This window comes from Streptomyces sp. JLBG701, assembly GCF_058544905.1.
Genome location: NZ_CM178588.1, coordinates 4,867,688 through 4,882,496, shown reverse-complemented (window position 1 = coordinate 4,882,496; position 14,809 = coordinate 4,867,688). Strand labels below are relative to the sequence as shown.

18 protein-coding genes are annotated in these 14,809 nt (G+C 69.6%); 9 read left to right on the top strand and 9 right to left on the bottom strand.

Going from position 1 to position 14,809, the window contains the following annotated elements; all coding sequences use genetic code 11:
- The first annotated feature begins 37 nt into the window (after window positions 1-37).
- The 3 genes from AC5DRG_RS22330 to AC5DRG_RS22320 all read left to right on the top strand — a co-directional run bounded on the left by AC5DRG_RS22330 (window position 38) and on the right by AC5DRG_RS22320 (window position 2,971).
- Entirely contained in the window at window positions 38-1,033 is a 996-nt protein-coding gene (locus tag AC5DRG_RS22330) for an ABC transporter permease (RefSeq protein WP_491812364.1), read from the top strand.
- Window positions 1,030-1,983 carry a carbohydrate ABC transporter permease gene (locus AC5DRG_RS22325; protein WP_491812363.1) on the top strand — a complete coding sequence of 318 codons (954 nt, stop codon included), beginning with the start codon at window positions 1,030-1,032 and terminating at the stop codon, window positions 1,981-1,983. The genes AC5DRG_RS22330 and AC5DRG_RS22325 overlap by 4 nt, the downstream gene beginning before the upstream one ends.
- A 334-nt stretch (window positions 1,984-2,317) precedes the next feature.
- The gene (locus AC5DRG_RS22320) at window positions 2,318-2,971 is read left to right on the top strand and encodes a zinc-binding dehydrogenase (protein WP_491812362.1); all 654 of its coding nucleotides are present in this window, start codon (window positions 2,318-2,320) and stop codon (window positions 2,969-2,971) included.
- On the opposite strand, the gene AC5DRG_RS22315 is transcribed toward AC5DRG_RS22320, so the two are convergent.
- On the bottom strand, window positions 2,920-3,441 hold the full coding sequence (locus AC5DRG_RS22315) for a winged helix-turn-helix transcriptional regulator (RefSeq protein WP_491812361.1): 522 nt from the start codon (window positions 3,439-3,441) through the stop codon (window positions 2,920-2,922). The two genes, AC5DRG_RS22320 and AC5DRG_RS22315, sit on opposite strands and share 52 nt — an antisense overlap.
- A gap of 148 nt (window positions 3,442-3,589) precedes the next feature.
- Here AC5DRG_RS22315 and AC5DRG_RS22310 point away from each other — a divergent pair, with 148 nt between their 5' ends.
- A complete protein-coding gene (locus tag AC5DRG_RS22310) occupies window positions 3,590-4,636 on the top strand; it encodes an LLM class flavin-dependent oxidoreductase (RefSeq protein WP_491812360.1) in 1,047 nt (348 codons plus the stop codon).
- A 76-nt stretch (window positions 4,637-4,712) separates the two neighbouring features.
- On the opposite strand, the gene AC5DRG_RS22305 is transcribed toward AC5DRG_RS22310, so the two are convergent.
- The 6 genes from AC5DRG_RS22305 to AC5DRG_RS22280 form a co-directional block, all read right to left on the bottom strand.
- On the bottom strand, window positions 4,713-4,955 hold the full coding sequence (locus tag AC5DRG_RS22305; RefSeq protein WP_491812359.1) for an antibiotic biosynthesis monooxygenase family protein: 243 nt from the start codon (window positions 4,953-4,955) through the stop codon (window positions 4,713-4,715).
- A 340-nt stretch (window positions 4,956-5,295) separates the two neighbouring features.
- Window positions 5,296-5,655, bottom strand: coding sequence for a hypothetical protein (locus AC5DRG_RS22300; RefSeq protein WP_491812358.1), 360 nt, complete (start codon window positions 5,653-5,655; stop codon window positions 5,296-5,298).
- A 16-nt stretch (window positions 5,656-5,671) separates the two neighbouring features.
- Window positions 5,672-6,136 (bottom strand): hypothetical protein, encoded by a 465-nt coding sequence (locus tag AC5DRG_RS22295; protein WP_491812357.1) that lies wholly within the window; start codon window positions 6,134-6,136, stop codon window positions 5,672-5,674.
- Window positions 6,137-6,167: 31 nt separating this feature from the next.
- Window positions 6,168-6,587, bottom strand: coding sequence for a hypothetical protein (locus AC5DRG_RS22290; RefSeq protein ID WP_389353155.1), 420 nt, complete (start codon window positions 6,585-6,587; stop codon window positions 6,168-6,170).
- A 660-nt stretch (window positions 6,588-7,247) separates the two neighbouring features.
- A complete protein-coding gene (locus AC5DRG_RS22285) occupies window positions 7,248-7,433 on the bottom strand; it encodes a hypothetical protein (RefSeq protein ID WP_491812356.1) in 186 nt (61 codons plus the stop codon).
- Window positions 7,434-7,470: 37 nt separating this feature from the next.
- Window positions 7,471-7,737: a hypothetical protein gene (locus tag AC5DRG_RS22280; protein ID WP_491812355.1), complete on the bottom strand. Its 267-nt coding sequence runs from the start codon at window positions 7,735-7,737 to the stop codon at window positions 7,471-7,473.
- 41 nt (window positions 7,738-7,778) lie between these two features.
- Between AC5DRG_RS22280 and AC5DRG_RS22275 the strand changes: the two genes are divergently transcribed.
- On the top strand, window positions 7,779-7,994 hold the full coding sequence (locus AC5DRG_RS22275) for a hypothetical protein (protein ID WP_491812354.1): 216 nt from the start codon (window positions 7,779-7,781) through the stop codon (window positions 7,992-7,994).
- A 14-nt stretch (window positions 7,995-8,008) separates the two neighbouring features.
- On the opposite strand, the gene AC5DRG_RS22270 is transcribed toward AC5DRG_RS22275, so the two are convergent.
- Together AC5DRG_RS22270 and AC5DRG_RS22265 are read right to left on the bottom strand one after the other, a co-directional pair.
- Entirely contained in the window at window positions 8,009-8,710 is a 702-nt protein-coding gene (locus tag AC5DRG_RS22270; protein ID WP_491812353.1) for a response regulator, read from the bottom strand.
- 406 nt (window positions 8,711-9,116) lie between these two features.
- Complete coding sequence (locus tag AC5DRG_RS22265; RefSeq protein ID WP_491812352.1) at window positions 9,117-10,835, bottom strand: SulP family inorganic anion transporter; 1,719 nt, start codon at window positions 10,833-10,835, stop codon at window positions 9,117-9,119.
- A 238-nt stretch (window positions 10,836-11,073) separates the two neighbouring features.
- Between AC5DRG_RS22265 and AC5DRG_RS22260 the strand changes: the two genes are divergently transcribed.
- From AC5DRG_RS22260 to AC5DRG_RS22245, 4 genes are all read left to right on the top strand, one after another.
- Window positions 11,074-11,709: a hypothetical protein gene (locus AC5DRG_RS22260; protein WP_491812351.1), complete on the top strand. Its 636-nt coding sequence runs from the start codon at window positions 11,074-11,076 to the stop codon at window positions 11,707-11,709.
- A 207-nt stretch (window positions 11,710-11,916) separates the two neighbouring features.
- The gene (locus tag AC5DRG_RS22255) at window positions 11,917-12,834 is read left to right on the top strand and encodes a universal stress protein (protein ID WP_491812350.1); all 918 of its coding nucleotides are present in this window, start codon (window positions 11,917-11,919) and stop codon (window positions 12,832-12,834) included.
- A gap of 49 nt (window positions 12,835-12,883) precedes the next feature.
- Complete coding sequence (gene adhP / locus AC5DRG_RS22250; protein ID WP_491812349.1) at window positions 12,884-13,906, top strand: alcohol dehydrogenase AdhP; 1,023 nt, start codon at window positions 12,884-12,886, stop codon at window positions 13,904-13,906.
- A 5-nt stretch (window positions 13,907-13,911) separates the two neighbouring features.
- Window positions 13,912-14,784, top strand: a complete 873-nt coding sequence (locus AC5DRG_RS22245; protein ID WP_491812348.1) for a universal stress protein — start codon at window positions 13,912-13,914, stop codon at window positions 14,782-14,784.
- Window positions 14,785-14,809 lie beyond the last annotated feature (25 nt).

Sequence of the window (14,809 nt, the reverse complement as noted above, 5' to 3'; positions counted from 1 at the left end):
CCGCGTGACAGCGGCCGCCGCACAGCGAGGAGGAGCGGTGGCCGCAACGATCACCACCAAGGACAAGAAGGAACCCACGCCGGCAGCGGTCGAGGGCGGCGAGGAGTCGGTTCCCCCGGCGAACCGCATGAGTCTGCGGCTGCAACTGCGCCGGGACAAGTCACTGATCATCATGACCCTGCCGGCGGTCGCGCTGCTGCTGGTCTTCAACTACGCCCCGCTCTTCGGCCTCATCACCGCCTTCGAGTACTACGACCCGCTGGTCGGGGTGGTGCACAGCGACTGGGCCGGCCTCGACCAGTTCCGGCAGCTCTTCGACGACCCGCTGTTCTGGGAGGCACTGCGCAACACCCTCTGGCTCAGCTTCGTCCAGCTGATCCTCTTCTTCCCCGTGCCGATCGGGCTGGCGCTGCTGCTGAACACGGTGCTCAGCGAACGGCTGCGGAACTTCATCCAGTCCGTGGTCTACCTGCCCCACTTCTTCTCCTGGGTGCTGGCCATCACCCTCTTCCAGGAGATGCTCGGCGGCGCCGGAGTGCTCAACCACTTCCTCGCCCAGCACGACCTGGGCCCCTGGAACATCATGACCGACCCGGACACCTTCGCACTGCTGGTCACCTCCCAGGCCGTGTGGAAGGAAGCCGGCTGGGGCGTCATCGTCTTCCTCGCCGCCCTCGCCGCCATCGACCAGAACCTCTACGAGGCCGCCGCCGTCGACGGCGCGGGCCGCTGGCGCCGGATGTGGCACATCACCCTCTCCGGCATGCGGGGCGTCATCGTGCTGATGCTCGTACTGCGCCTGGGGAACGCCCTGTCCGTCGGCTTCGAGCAGTTCCTGATCCAGCGCAACGCCGTCGGCCACGACACCGCCGACGTGCTGGACACCTTCTCCTTCTACTACGGCATCGCCACCAACAACTACAGCTACGGTGCCGCGGCCGGACTGTTCAAGAGCGTGATCTCCCTGCTCCTGATCTGGGGCGCCAACAGGATCGCGCACGCCTTCGGTGAGGACGGGTTGTATCGCAGATGAGCCAGACACTGACTCCCACGCAGACCACCTCGACCCTCCGGCCCGACCGCCACCGCGGCCGTGCCGTCTGGGAGGAGGAGCCGACCGTCGCCGGTCAGACTCTCAAGGGCGGCGTCCTCGTCCTGGTCCTCGCCGCCGTCCTGGTGCCGCTCTACATCGTCGTACTCACCAGCTTCTCCACCCCCGGCGCCATCAACCGCGCCGGCGGACTGGTGCTCTGGCCCGACGGTCTCACCCTCGGCGCCTACCGGCAGATGCTCACCGACGGCCCGGTCACCCGCGCCGTCCTCGTCAGCCTCTTCATCACCGTCATCGGCACAGTGCTGTCCATGGTGGTCTCGGTGCTGTGCGCCTACGGCCTCTCCCGGTCCCGCTCCCTCGGCCACCGCAGCATCCTGACGGTGCTGATCGTCACCATGTTCGTCAGCGGCGGGCTGATCCCCACCTACCTCGTCGTCACCGGCCTCGGCGGCTACGGCCAGTACTGGGCGCTGATCCTGCCCAGCGCCGTCTCCGTCTTCAACATCCTGGTCCTGCGCTCCTTCTACTCCGGCACCGCCGCGGACCTGATCGACGCGGCCCGGATGGACGGATGCAGCGAATGGCGCATCCTGTGGTCGGTGGTACTCCCCACCTCCCGCGCGGTCACCGCGGTCGTGGCCCTCTTCTACGCCGTCGGCTACTGGAACGCCTTCTTCAACGTCATGCTCTACATGCCCACCGACAGCGCCAAGTGGCCACTGCAGTACGTGCTCTTGCAATACGTCAACTACGGCCTGACCATGCCCGGATCGGTCAACAACGGCTACGGCGGCACCCACATGCAGACAGCACCACAGTCACTCCAGATGGCCGTGGTGGTGCTGACGCTGGTCCCGATCCTGCTGGTGTATCCCTTCATGCAGAAGCACTTCAAGACCGGTGTACTCACCGGGGCGATCAAGGGCTGACCCGTGGGAAGCAGAGGGGTGACCACCGGCGGGGTGGCACTGACCCAGGTGGCTGCCGCGCAGGAGTCTTTCCGAGCACGGTGAGCTACGTTTCCAACGGCAAGCACTCCGTCTCTGGACTCCTCTGAGCAGCCGCAATTCCGAGTCCGCACCAAGGCCTCCTGACACTCGGTACGCATCGCGATCCCGAGGGACGGGACCGCCCACGAGGACACTCACGTCGTGGGCGAGAACGTGGTCGTCCTCGCCTGCTACACCGCCGTCAACAAGACCACAAGAGCGAACGACGTCCGGGATGCCATGAGCGACTGAGCAGTCCCCATGTCAGTGGCGGGTGGGGCGCGCCAGTGCGGTCGGCGGCTACGCCGTCCAGCCGGCCAAGGCGGACGGGTTCCGGGTGATCGCCGACGCGGCACCGAAGGACGAACTGCTGGTGAAGGAACTCGGGGCCGACGTGGTCCTGCCTCGGGGTACCGAGATCCCGGAGCTGGTACGAGGGGAGACTTCCGACGGTGTGAACGGCCTCGTCGACACCGCGGGCATCGCCAGCCTCGCCATCCGCGCGGTCCGGGACGGCAGCCGGGTGGCGTCGTCGGTCGGCGGTACACAGGCGCCCGCCGAACGCGGCATCGAGATCCGTTACACGTTCGCGCCGCAGTGCACACCCGAACACGCCAAGCTCGACCGTCTCCGCCGGCCGGCGGAGACGGACAGCATCACCCCGCGGGTCACCCAGAGCCTGCCGGCCGAACAGGCCACCGAGGCACACCAGCTGCTTGAGGTAGGCGGCCTCCGGGGACGAGTAGTGCTCACTTTGCGAGAGCGTCAGCCGCGTACACACGACCGACCTGCGCACGCTCGGTCCGCCAAAGCGACGGTGGGCGCTCCGAGTTGTGTCCGCCCGCCCCGCCGGGCTCTCTTCCGGGCGGACACCATTCAGTTCTGCTGTGGCGGCGCTTGGGCCGCGCCCTTCCCACGATGGCGGTAGCGGGCTCGCATCGCCTCGCCCGCGGCGGGGCCGGCCGCGAAGACGTAGGCGTCGCTGTCGTCGAGGCGGCGGCCGGTCGACGCGTCGACGACGACGGGGTCGATCTCCTCGCCCGTCGCCGCCTCGACGACGACCATCCTGCGCTCCTCCGGCGCGAGGCGGGAGTTGCCCCACGCGGTCAGCGCCATGATGACCGGCCACAGGGACCGCCCCAGTTCGGTGAGTACGTACTCGTGACGCACCGGGTTGGTCTGGTAAGGGCGGCGTTCCAACAGACCGTCGTCGACCAGGGCCTTGAGCCGGGTGGTCAGCATGCTGGAGGAGACACCCAGGTTCTCCTTGAACTGGTCGAAGCGCGTGTAGCCGTCGAAGGCGTCCTGCAGGATCAGCAGCGTCCACCACTCGCAGACGTGCTGCGCCGCCGCGCACAGCGGGCTCTCCCGGTCCTCCAGGTTGATCCGGCCGGCCAAGGTGAACCCCTCCCACTAGTTAGTGCTAAAGTCAAAGTGACTTGATTCTATTTTAGCACTTACTGGGTCGCGGCGTTTGACGTGCCCGTGGCTCGATCACGCAGCGCACCGGCCTCTGTGCCCGACCTGACGAGAAGAGACGACGACCATGGTGAAGCTCTCGATCCTGGAACAGGCCTCGATCCCGCGCGGCACGACTGCGTTCGACGCGTTCGACGAGGCGCTGGCCACCACCAAGCACGCCGAGGAGCACGGCTTCCACCGGATGTGGTTCGCCGAACACCACCTGCCCACCGTGGCCTCGCACGCGCCCGAGATCCTCATGGGCGTCGTGGCGCGGGAGACCCAACGCATCCGCATCGGCTCCGGAGCGATCCTCCTCAACCACTACAGCCCGCTGAAGGTCGCCGAGTTGTTCCTGCAACTGGAGGTCGTGGCACCGGGGCGCTTCGACCTGGGGCTCGGGCGGGCGACCACCGGCCCGCTCGCCGACATGGCCCTCAGGCGGGACCGGGACACCGGACATCTCGACGACTTCGACCAGCAGGTGCAGGAGGTGCTGGCCTTCCTGCACCGCACGTTCCCCGGAGACCACCCCTTCCGACAGATCCAGCTCATGCCGTCCGTGACCGCCCGCCCCGACCCGTGGATCCTCGGCTCCTCCGGGAGCAGTGCCGGACTCGCCGCCGGACTCGGCATCGGCTATGCCTTCGCCGGGTTCCTCAACCCGGGAGGCGCGGTGCCCGCACTGCAGGCGTACCGCAAGGCGTTCACTCCCACCCACTACGGCGCGGAGACTCCCCAAGTGATGCTCAGCGTCAGCGTGTTCGCCGCCGACACCGACGAAGAGGCCCACCGCATGACGTGGCCGATGCGAGCTGTCTTCGCCTACGCGGGCCGCGCCGGACGCGTACCCGAGATCGTGTCCGTCGACGAAGCCTCCCGCATGCTCACCACGGCACAGAGGGACGAACCGTCGCGGATCGCGAACGGCCGGTGGCCCCGCCAGGTCGCCGGCAGCCCGGAAACCGTACGGGACCAGCTCCTCCAGATGATCGAACAGACCGGCGCGACCGAAATCATGCTCCAGAGCATCAGCCCCGACCAGGAAGCCCGCCGCTACTCGCACGCACTCGTCGCCGAGGCACTCGGAATCAAGCCCGACGTGCAGACGGCCCCGGTCAGCGCCGCCTAGGGCGGCAGCGCCCACCACGAGCTGGAGTGCTCGGTCGCCCGCGGGTCCGGCGGCAGCCGCCGGTCGAGGCCCTCCCTCAGTCTCGGCTGAAGGCGTAGGAGCGCTCCACCCGCGCGACTTCCACGCTGTACGAGGAGTACCAGCGTGCACGTCCGAGCCGCTGCGCGTCGAGATGTTCGGGGTCGGCCTTCCAGGCCGTTATCGATGCCTCGTCCGCGTAGTAGATGACGACGAGGTCCTGGCCGTCCTCGCCCGTCAGCGACTCGCGGCCGAGATAGCCGGGCTGCACTTCACCGAGTTCGGCCATACGCTCACTCATCCACTCATCGCTGCGTAGCCCTCGGCATCCGCCGTCGGCCGGGTGGTGATGATTGCCGCGTAGTACGGCGGTTCAGGTCGGGTTGCCCCTACGACGGCGTGTTGACGGTGACGGTGACGATGCCACCGTCACGGAACGGCACCCGGCCGCTGAACGGGCCCGCGCTGCTCGTGCCCTCGCGGTACGCCGATGGCCACTACGAGTCCAGCGAACTGTCGACGGCCTCTTGGCGCGTGTCCTTGGCCGATGAGCTCGAAGCGCAGCGATAGGCGGACCAGACCCAGGGGTGTTCAAGCCCGATGATTGTGCCCATGGCGCTGACCATGTGCTGCCGGTGAGGTCAGGTCCGGTTCGATGTCCGGCGGCCGAGCTCGGGGAAGGCCTCTTCCCACACTGCACGGATGTGCCTGCTGATCATCGTTCGCAGGTCGGGCCACTGGGCGAGTAGGAGGTCGCGATCGAGGAAGGCGACGAGGTCGGTGCGCTGCCCCTCGGTCAGAACGATGCGGTAGAGACCCATCCGCTGCCGAGGCCGGTCGAGGTCGTAGGAGCGCAGCCCCGACCACGCGACATGCAGGGGCAACTCGACGCGGCCGTGTACGGGACCGGCAAGTTCTCTGAGCGAGCTCGGCAATCGCCCTGTGTATCTGGCACGCAGGACATCAGTTGCAGCTGATGAAGTACTGAACTGCGGGTCCATGGAGGGATTGTTCCACTCACGACGACATGCCGGGATCCTGCGAGCTGTCTGCGGGACCGCGACGGTCTGCCAGGATCCGTCTGATGTCCGCAGCCAACGTCGCGGGTGTCGAGACCCTGCCGGCCCGGACGGACAGAGCACCCGGAGTGTCGGGCGGATCAGCCTCCACCAGGTAACCCACCTCCGTCAGGATGCCGAACAAGGCCGCGTGGACATGACGTCGAGCGGCTTCGTGCGCGCGGTCCGCCGCGCCCATGGGCCAGCCCCGTAGCTGCTCGTCGGCGGCGGCGCGGCGCAGGCTACGGGAGGTGAACCACTCCACGCCGACCGACTCACCGCGATCCGTCACCAGCACACCGTGGGCGCGATAGCGGTCGTCGTTGTCTGCTTCGGGGATGCCGACGGCTGCCAGAAGCGTCCGGATCTCCAGCCGCAGAGGACCATGACTCGAAGGTCGGCGCCGATGCTGAGCACTTGTCACAGGACATGCTCCTTGGTTGGGAAATGAGTGGTCATTCGACGAGAGTGATGACGCCGTCAGGGATCCAGCCCTCGAGATATCCGCGTAGAAATGGGCCGAGTTCGCGCGGAAGGACGTCAAAATCCTCGTCCTCGACCTTCGATAGTGGATGCCAGACGAAAGAGAATTCCGTGACGGAGTGGACACGGGCGCGAAGGCTGATCGTTCTCATTTTGCTGGGGCGGGTGACGAAGACGCACGTCGATTCGTCCACGATGCCTCGCTGCGGCTGCGGGTTGAACCTTCCGATGACCGGGGTGCGGGCGAGGAACCAGTGGGAGAAGAGCGGGTCCAGAACGTGAATGACGGAAAACCGTGAGGGTCGGATGCGGATGACCCGAGAAGCGACCGGGCGCCAACACGACTCGCCTCGAACTCTGCACAGCAGCACACGTTCCTGGCGGTCAATCACAGCCAACACTGTGCGGCGAGATTTCTTTCGGAATGCGCTCCTCATGCCGTGAGCGTCCGTCGGAACCGATGCTCGCGCCTCCGCTGAGGCGGAAAGGAATGAAGCCGAGAAATATCGGAAGAATCGCTGAAGTGGGGCCCGGTGGCCATGTGTCCATCGACTGACGCTGTGACAGTCACCGAAGTAGGCAGAGGACAGGCCCTGACCTGCAGTGATGAGCTGAGCGTTTCCGAATCGACGGGCCTGCGTTCCGGAGCCATTTCCTGGCCCCCCGCTGACCTGCGGCGATGGAGTTTTCTACAAGCCCCACGAAGGCGGGGGCTTGTGGAAGACCTTGGCGAAAATCCACGAGGCGAATCTTCGACGAGGAGTACAAGCTCGCTGGTCAGACATGGTGCGACACGCTTCGCAGTCTCACATGCGCAGACAACGCGACGTACCAACGACCGACCAAGGACAGCCTAGCGGATGCGCGTCGGCGAGCGTCGTCTGTATGGGAGCAGGCGAGCGGGACGGCAAGCGAGAGCGCCTCTGATCCGCTGGACGCGCCGGATTCGGCAGAGCCTTGAGCAAAGCGCTCGGCCCGGGAGTCCCGGCCGAGCGCCTGCCGAAGCAACCCGGAGCACACGGAGTCATGCCTGGGGTTGCCGAGAGACCTGACTACGGACGCGTGAGGGTGACTCCCTCGTCGCCGACGACGACGGGGGCGTCCTCCAGCGGAGTGGCGTCTCCGGGCTCCACGCTCTGCGGCTGTGCGCCGGGCACCGGACCACCGATCGGGGCGCCCGCATGCTCCTGATCCTCCCCAGCGGACACCAGCCCGCCGGGCAGGGACCGTCGATCCATGGATAAACCTTCCTCTGCCGCCCCTGCCCGGGCGCTTCTACGGTCGGTGCCCTGCGTCTGCACGAGGCCGGCCACTAGGTGCCTCACAGGCCGAACAGCGTCCCGAAGAACTGGTCGATCTCGGGCGGCCGGGGGCCGGTTGGGACAGGATCTCGGAGCCGGGGGCGCGTAGTCCGTCGAGGAGCAGGCCGACATAGCGGTCGGTCAGGTCCGCCGTGGGGGTGTCGTCCCCCGTGTCGGGCAGGCGGGGCGGGATCGAGTTGAGGAGCAGGACGACGTCGTACGCGTTCACGTCGTCGCGCATGGCTCCCGCGGGCCCACCTGTGCGAGGGCGAGGGCGAGCGGATGCTCGACGGGGACGCGTACGCGGACGCCGCGGAGGCCGACTTCCGCGAGGTGCGCCGTTACGGGGCCACGGACGTGCCGTTCTTCGTCCTCGACCCCGCCTACGGTCTCTCCGGCGCCCAGCCGGCCGACACCTTTCTCTCCGCCCTGCGCACCGCGCACGCGGACGTCGCCCTGCGCACCGCGCACGCGGACGTCGACCGGGCGGCCCGTTGAGCTCGCGTCGAAGCTCACTTCGCGGGACGGTCGCCGGACTGCGGTTGCTCCAGGTGGGAGGCGAGGACCGCGGCCTGGACGCGACGCTGGACGCCGAGTTTGGCCAAGAGGCGGGAGATGTGGTTCTTGACGGTCTTCTCCGACAGGTAGAGCTTTTTGCCGATCTCGCGGTTGGTCAGTCCGTCCCCGATCAGGGCGAGGATGTCGCGTTCGCGGGGGGACAGGCTCGCCAGTTCGGGGGCGAGGGCGGACGTCTCGGCGGGCTCGGCGCGCAGCGAGCGCATCAGGCGGGCCGTGGTCGTGGGGTCCAGCATCGACTGGCCCGAGGCGACCGTCCGTACCGCCGAGACCAGGTCGGAGCCCCTGATCTGCTTGAGGACGTAGCCCGAGGCCCCGGCCATGATCGCGTCGAGCAGGGCGTCCTCGTCGTCGAACGACGTCAGCATCAGACAGGCCAGCTCCGGCATCCGGCTGCGCAGCTCCCGGCAGACCGAGATGCCGTCGCCGTCCGGGAGACGTACGTCGAGCACGGCGACGTCCGGGCGCAGCGCCGGGCAGCGGACGAGGGCGTGCTCGACGGTGCCCGCGTCGCCGACCACCGAGATGTCCGGTTCGGAGTCGAGGAGGTCGGTGATGCCGCGTCGTACGACCTCGTGGTCGTCCAGGAGGAAGACACGGATCGGGTTCTGCTCCGTGAAGGTGCGTGTCTCGGCCATGGCGACCCCTTGTTCCCCTTGTTCCCCGGCGGCGGACGGGCTGCGGGATTCCCGTGAGGACGATCATTGCTCGCCGGGTCCGTATGCACTAGGGCCGACCGGCCCCAGTCGGCTGCGAGGCGATACGGAGGGCGGGGCGCGCGAAGGTCAGGGGCCGGCGTGAGCCGCGGCGGCCTTCGTATCTTCGTTCCTTAGGGGTTTCGCCCCCGCCGCCCTTACCCGTCCCATCCCCAGGGGCGCCGCCCCTTCGACCCCGCCCCAGGGGGCTCCGCCCCCTGGACCCCCGTTCGGCCTGGACCCCCGTTCGGCCTGGACGGCCTCGTCCTCAAACTCCCCCAGAGGGGGACCCCAGACGGGCTGGAATTTCGCGGGCCGGCGCTGAGAGGTGCAGGCCGCTGCGGCCCTGCTACTGAGCGCGGCTCCATGTGCGGTAGGCGGTCACGGCCGTCGGCAGGGTCGGGAAGATCAGGTCTGGGCCTACGGAGTCCGCGAGGCCGTACGCCTCAAGGTCGTCCATGAGGTCCTGCTTGACGCGGGCGAGGGCGAACACGATGCCGCGGTGGGTGAGTTCGCGGCGTAGTTCGTCGACGGCGTCGAGGGCGGTGATGTCGACCTCGACGTTGGCCTCGGCGTTGAGGACGAACCAGCGCACGGGGTCGGTCTGTTCGGCGACGGCGGCCAGGGCGCGGCGCTTGAAGTTCTCGGCGTTGGCGAAGAAGAGCGGGGAGTCGTAGCGGTAGACCAGCAGGCCGGGGACGGTGCGGGCCTGTGGGTAGTCGTCCACGTCGTGCATGCCGGCGACCCCGGGCACCAGCCCCTCGACGGCGTCGTGCGGTCGGGCCACTCGGGTCAGCAGCTCGGCCACCGACAGGCCGACGGCCACGAGCACGCCGTAGAGGATGTCCAGGGCCAGGACCCCGGCCAGACAGCCGAGGGCGAGCAGGAGTTCGCGGCGGCGGAAGGACGCCAGGCGGCGGAAACCCGCCAGGTCGATCATGCGGACGGCCGCGTAGACGACGAGCGCGCCCAGGACCGCCGACGGTGTGCGCCGCAGCAGTGGGCTGAGGAACAGCAGTACCGCCAGCACGAACGCGCCGGCCACCAGGGAGTACGCCTGGCTGCGGGCGCCCGCCGAGGAGGCGAGCGCGGTGCGGCTGGCGCTGCTGCTGACGGGGAAGCCGTGCAGGACACCCGCGCCGAGGTTGGCCGTGCCCAGTGCCAGGAATTCCTGGTTGGCGTCCAGGCCGGGGCCGTCGCCGTCGTCGTCCCGACCCGAGAACGCCCGCGCTGTGAGGATGAAGTCGGTGTATCCGACGATGAGCACGCCCAGGGCCGGCAGCACGAGGCGTGGCAGCTCGCCGAGGTCCGGCCAGGCGAGGGCGGGCAGGCCCGACGGGACCTCGCCGATCACCTTGATGCCGTAACGGTCGTCCAGGTCGAAGGCCACCACGGCGAGCGTGGCCAGGACGACGGCGAGCAGGGGACCGGGGGCGGCACGGGCGTATCTGGAGACCGTGAAGAGGAACGCGAGGATGGCCGCGGACAGCACGACCGTGGCCGTGTGGGCGTCGGGCAAGTTCTCTACGAAGGACCACAGTTGGGGGAAGAACTCCGCGCCGGTCGTCTTCACTCCGGTGAGTTTGGGCAGCTGGTCCACCATCATGATCAGCGCCACGCCCGCCAGGTAGCCGATCAGGACCGGGCGGGAGAGCAGGTCCGCGAGGAAGCCGAGCCGCACCGCCCGCGCCACCAGGCACAGCAGACCGACCGTGATCGCGAGGGCGGCCGCGAGGGTGGCGTAGCGTCCGGGGTCGCCGGCGGCGAGCGGAGCGATCACGGTGGCGGTCATCAGCGCGGTCGTGGACTCGGGGCCCACCGACAGCAGGCGTGAGGACCCGAAGAGCGCGTACAGGGCGAGGGCGGGCAGGATCGCCCACAGTCCGGCGACCGGCGGGAGCCCGGCCACCCCGGCGTACGCCATGACCTGCGGCACCAGGTACGCGGCCACGGTGACGCCGGCCAGCAGGTCGCCCCTCAGCCAGGCGCGCCGATAGCCGAGGAGGGCGACGGCTCCGGGTACCAGACCGCGCCACCCCGGAACGTGTCTGCCTGCGCCCTCGGACATGAACCACCTCTCCCCATTCGGTCTCATGATCCACCGGCAGGCGCACGGATGCGACAGGCGAGCCGACATCCGGGTGGCCGGAGGCCGAGCACGCAACCCAACAGTCCCTGCGGGCAGGGCCGTTCAGCCCTGCGGCCACCGACCTTCGGCATCCGGCGGGTGCCGGCCCACGCGACCAGAGTGAGGAGCGTCGGAAACCGACCGGACCGTCCCACTCCTCCCTGAAGGGATCACCACCATGGCCGTGCACGAGCACCCTCACCGGAGCCCGGGCCTCCACCTGCCGTCCTTCCGCAGGAACCGGACCGCCCCCGCCTCCGCATCCGAGTCCGCCGTGTCGGCACGCGGCGACACGCGCACCGCGCAGGCCTACGCCTTCGCGTCCCTGCGCCTGCTCACCGGTTTCGTCTTCCTGTGGGCCTTCCTCGACAAGACCTTCGGCCTCGGCTACGCCACCCCCTCCGGCAAGGGCTGGATCGACGGCGGCTCGCCGACCAAGGGCTTCCTGAGCTCGGTGGCCGCCGGTCCGATGGAGTCCACGTTCCACTCCTGGGCCGGGGACACCTGGGCGAACTGGCTGTTCATGCTCGGTCTGCTCGGGATCGGGGTCGCGCTCGTCGCGGGCGTCGCACTGCGCTTCGCGGCCATCGCGGGCACCCTGATGATGGCGCTCATGTGGATGGCCGAGTGGCCGCCCGCACAGCACCTCTCGGACGGTTCGCTCAGCATGTCGCCGAACCCGTTCGTGGACTACCACCTCATCTACGCCGTCGCCCTGATCGCGCTGGCCGTCGCCTCCGCCGGGGACACCCTCGGCCTCGGCCGGCTCTGGGCGAAGCTCCCGCTGATCCGCCGCAGCCGCTGGCTGCGATGACCGCGGGAGGGGTGGCGGACCCCGGCACCGGGTCCGCCACCCCGCACACCGGCCAGGGCCGGTCGGTCCCCTGCGGGGACCTGCGGCCCATGCCGGGCGCCTCACCCGAAGACGAAGCTCGAATCAGGAACCCCGATCAAGGACCTGATCGAGGACCCCGATCCGGAACCCCCCGATCCAGAACCCCCGATCCAGGAGGTAGACATCATGACCCGCACCGTCACCGTTGGCCTCGACGGTTCCGCCGAGAGCCGCGCGGCGGCCGAGTGGGCCGCTCGTGAGGCACGGCTGCTCGGCCTGCCGCTGAAGCTGGTCCAGGTCTGGGAGCCCGTGCCGGCGCCCATGGCGCAGGCACCGCTGCTGGGCGCCGAGACCCAGCAGCACTGGACCGAGCGGATTCCCCGCGAGGCGGCCGAGGGCCTCCGGCTGCGCCACCCCGGCGTGGACGTGACCGTGGAGCAGGCGACCGGCACGCCCGCGGACGCGCTGGTGGACGCGGCGAAGGACGCCGAACTGCTGGTCCTCGGCTCCCGTGGACTGAGCGGGGTCGGCGGATTCCTCGTCGGTTCCGTCGGTCTCTCCGTCGTCGCGCACATCGAACGGCCCGTGGTGCTGGTCCGGGCCGGCGAACAGGCCTCCGACGAGCACGAGATGGACCCGGTGGGCATCCCGTCGGCCGCGACCCCGTACCGCCCCGTGGTCCTCGGCCTCGACGCCCACGCCCCCGCCGACGCGGTCATCGAGTTCGCGTTCGCCGAGGCCGCCCGCCGCGACACCGCCCTGCGCGTTGTCCACGGCTGGAACCCCCCGCCGTACTACGTCTACGGCCTCGCGCTGGACGCGGGTCTGAACGCGGACATGAACAAGGAACTCGCCCGCGAGGAGAACACGGTCCTCACCGAGGTCCTGCGCCCCTGGCGGCAGAAGCACCCCGCCGTCGAGGTCGTCCTGGAACCCCACATCGGCAGCGCCGCCGATCACCTGGTGGACGCCTCCCGCAAGGCCTCCCTGCTCGTCATCGGCCGCCGGATCCGCCGCGGCGCGCTCGGCGCCCACATCGGCCCGGTCGCGCACGGAGTCCTGCACCACGCCACCGCCCCCGTCGCCGTCGTCGCACACGACTGACCCACCCCCGTTCCCCCAGATCCCCCGCATCCCCTGAGGAGCAGCAGACATGAAGGCAGCAGTTGTACGAGCCTTCGGTGAACCCCTGGTCATCGAGGACCGCCCCGACCCCGAGCCCGGCCCCGGCCAGGTCCGCGTTCGTGTCGAGGCGTCCGGGCTGTGCCACACCGACATCCACGCCGCCCACGGAGACTGGCCGGTCAAGCCCAGCCCGCCGTTCGTGCCCGGCCACGAGGGCGTCGGCCTCGTCGAGAAGCTCGGCGACGGCGTCACCCACCTGGCCGTCGGACAGCGGGTCGCCGTGCCGTGGCTCGGCAAGGCGTGCGGGCGGTGCGAGCACTGCCTGTCCGGCTGGGAGACGCTGTGCGAGCAGCAGATCAACACCGGGTACGGCTGCGACGGCGGGTACGCCGAGAAGATGCTGGCCTGGGCCGACTTCGCCCAGCCGGTGCCCGAGGGCGTGACCGCCATCGACGCGGCCCCGCTGACCTGCGCCGGCGTCACCACGTACAAGGCGCTCAAGGTCGCCGACGTGCGGCCGACCCAGCTGGTCGCGATCTCCGGAGTCGGCGGTCTCGGCCACCTCGCCGTGCAGTACGCGAAGATCGCCGGGGCCACCGTCGCCGCGATCGACGTGACCGACGAGAAGCTCGAACTCGCCACCGCGCTCGGCGCCGACCTCGTCATCGACGCCCGCAAGGAAGACGTAGGAGAGGTACTCAAGCGGCACGGCGGAGCGCACGCGGCGATCGCGCTGGCCGTGAACGAGGCCGCGTTCGCAGCAGTCAACTCGGGCCTCAGGCGCGGCGGGAAGCTCGTCATGGTCGCCCTGCCGGCGCACGGCACGATCCAGGTCCCGATCTTCGACACCGTGCTGAACGGCACGAGCGTGATCGGCTCGATCGTCGGCACCCGGCAGGACCTCGCCGAGGTATTCCAGCTGCACGCTGCGGGCCGTACGAAGGTCATCTCCGAGACCCGGCCGCTGAGTTCGGTCAACGAGTCCATCGACGAGGTCCTGCGCGGCCAGGTCAAGGCCCGGATCGTCTTCGACCTCGGTACGGGACGGTGAGGGCGGTGACACTCCCGATCGTCGTCGGCGTCGACGGCTCCGAGCCCAGCCTGCGCGCCGTCGACTGGGCGGCCGACGAGGCCGCCGTGCGCGGACTGCCGCTCCGGCTGGTGTACGCGTCGCTGTGGGAGCGGTACGAGGGCGCCTCACTCGCGAAGGACGTCGGCAAGCCGTCCGAGCAGGTGCGGGCCGAGGACATCGTCGACAGCGCCGCCCGGCGCGCTCGTCGGCGTCAACCCGACGTGAAGGTCTCCACTGACGTGCTCCCCGAGGAACCCGAGTACGCCCTGGTGCGGGAGAGCCGCAGCGCCTCGGCGCTGGTGACGGGCACCCGCGGCCGCAGCGGCCTCGCCGAGGCGCTGCTGGGCTCCGTGAGCCTGACCGTGGCCGGGCACGCGCAGTGCCCGATGATCGTCGTGCGCGGAAACCACGACAACCAGGGCCGGAGCGGCGCGCACGGCCGGGTCGTCGTGGGCGTCGGAGAGAAGCCGGCGGGCTCGGCGGCGGTGCGCTTCGCCTTCGAGGAGGCGCGGCGCCGCGGGGTGCCGCTGGAGGTCGTACGGGCCTGGCGCTGCCCCGCGCACGAGACCACCGACCATCCCCTGCTCGCCGGAGAACCCGCCCGGCTGCACGAGCAGCAGGCGGTCGAGGCCCTGGAAACGGCGCTCCAGGACGCACCCGCCGACGTCGAATCACACCGCCACACCGTCGAGGGCCACACCCGGACCGTGCTCGTGAACGCCTCGCGCGACGCCGACCTCCTGATCGTCGGAGCCAGGCGCCGCCCCCGGCACCACGGGCTCCAACTGGGCCGGGTGGCCCACGGAGTGCTGCACCACTCGGCCTGCCCGGTCGTCATCGTGCCCGAGCAGGGATGAGCGAGCAGCCGGTCGACGTGAGCGG

Bases quoted from the DNA above. Each gene is read 5' to 3' on its own strand.
- AC5DRG_RS22325 (WP_491812363.1), top strand. From the start codon at position 1,030: ATGAGCCAGACACTGACTCCCACGCAGACCACCTCGACCCTCCGGCCC.
- AC5DRG_RS22310 (WP_491812360.1), top strand. From the start codon at position 3,590: ATGGTGAAGCTCTCGATCCTGGAACAGGCCTCGATCCCGCGCGGCACG.
- AC5DRG_RS22305 (WP_491812359.1), bottom strand. From the start codon at position 4,955: ATGAGTGAGCGTATGGCCGAACTCGGTGAAGTGCAGCCCGGCTATCTC.
- AC5DRG_RS22300 (WP_491812358.1), bottom strand. From the start codon at position 5,655: ATGGACCCGCAGTTCAGTACTTCATCAGCTGCAACTGATGTCCTGCGT.
- AC5DRG_RS22285 (WP_491812356.1), bottom strand. From the start codon at position 7,433: ATGGATCGACGGTCCCTGCCCGGCGGGCTGGTGTCCGCTGGGGAGGAT.
- AC5DRG_RS22280 (WP_491812355.1), bottom strand. From the start codon at position 7,737: ATGCGCGACGACGTGAACGCGTACGACGTCGTCCTGCTCCTCAACTCG.
- AC5DRG_RS22275 (WP_491812354.1), top strand. From the start codon at position 7,779: ATGCTCGACGGGGACGCGTACGCGGACGCCGCGGAGGCCGACTTCCGC.
- AC5DRG_RS22270 (WP_491812353.1), bottom strand. From the start codon at position 8,710: ATGGCCGAGACACGCACCTTCACGGAGCAGAACCCGATCCGTGTCTTC.
- AC5DRG_RS22265 (WP_491812352.1), bottom strand. From the start codon at position 10,835: ATGTCCGAGGGCGCAGGCAGACACGTTCCGGGGTGGCGCGGTCTGGTA.
- AC5DRG_RS22260 (WP_491812351.1), top strand. From the start codon at position 11,074: ATGGCCGTGCACGAGCACCCTCACCGGAGCCCGGGCCTCCACCTGCCG.
- AC5DRG_RS22255 (WP_491812350.1), top strand. From the start codon at position 11,917: ATGACCCGCACCGTCACCGTTGGCCTCGACGGTTCCGCCGAGAGCCGC.
- adhP (WP_491812349.1), top strand. From the start codon at position 12,884: ATGAAGGCAGCAGTTGTACGAGCCTTCGGTGAACCCCTGGTCATCGAG.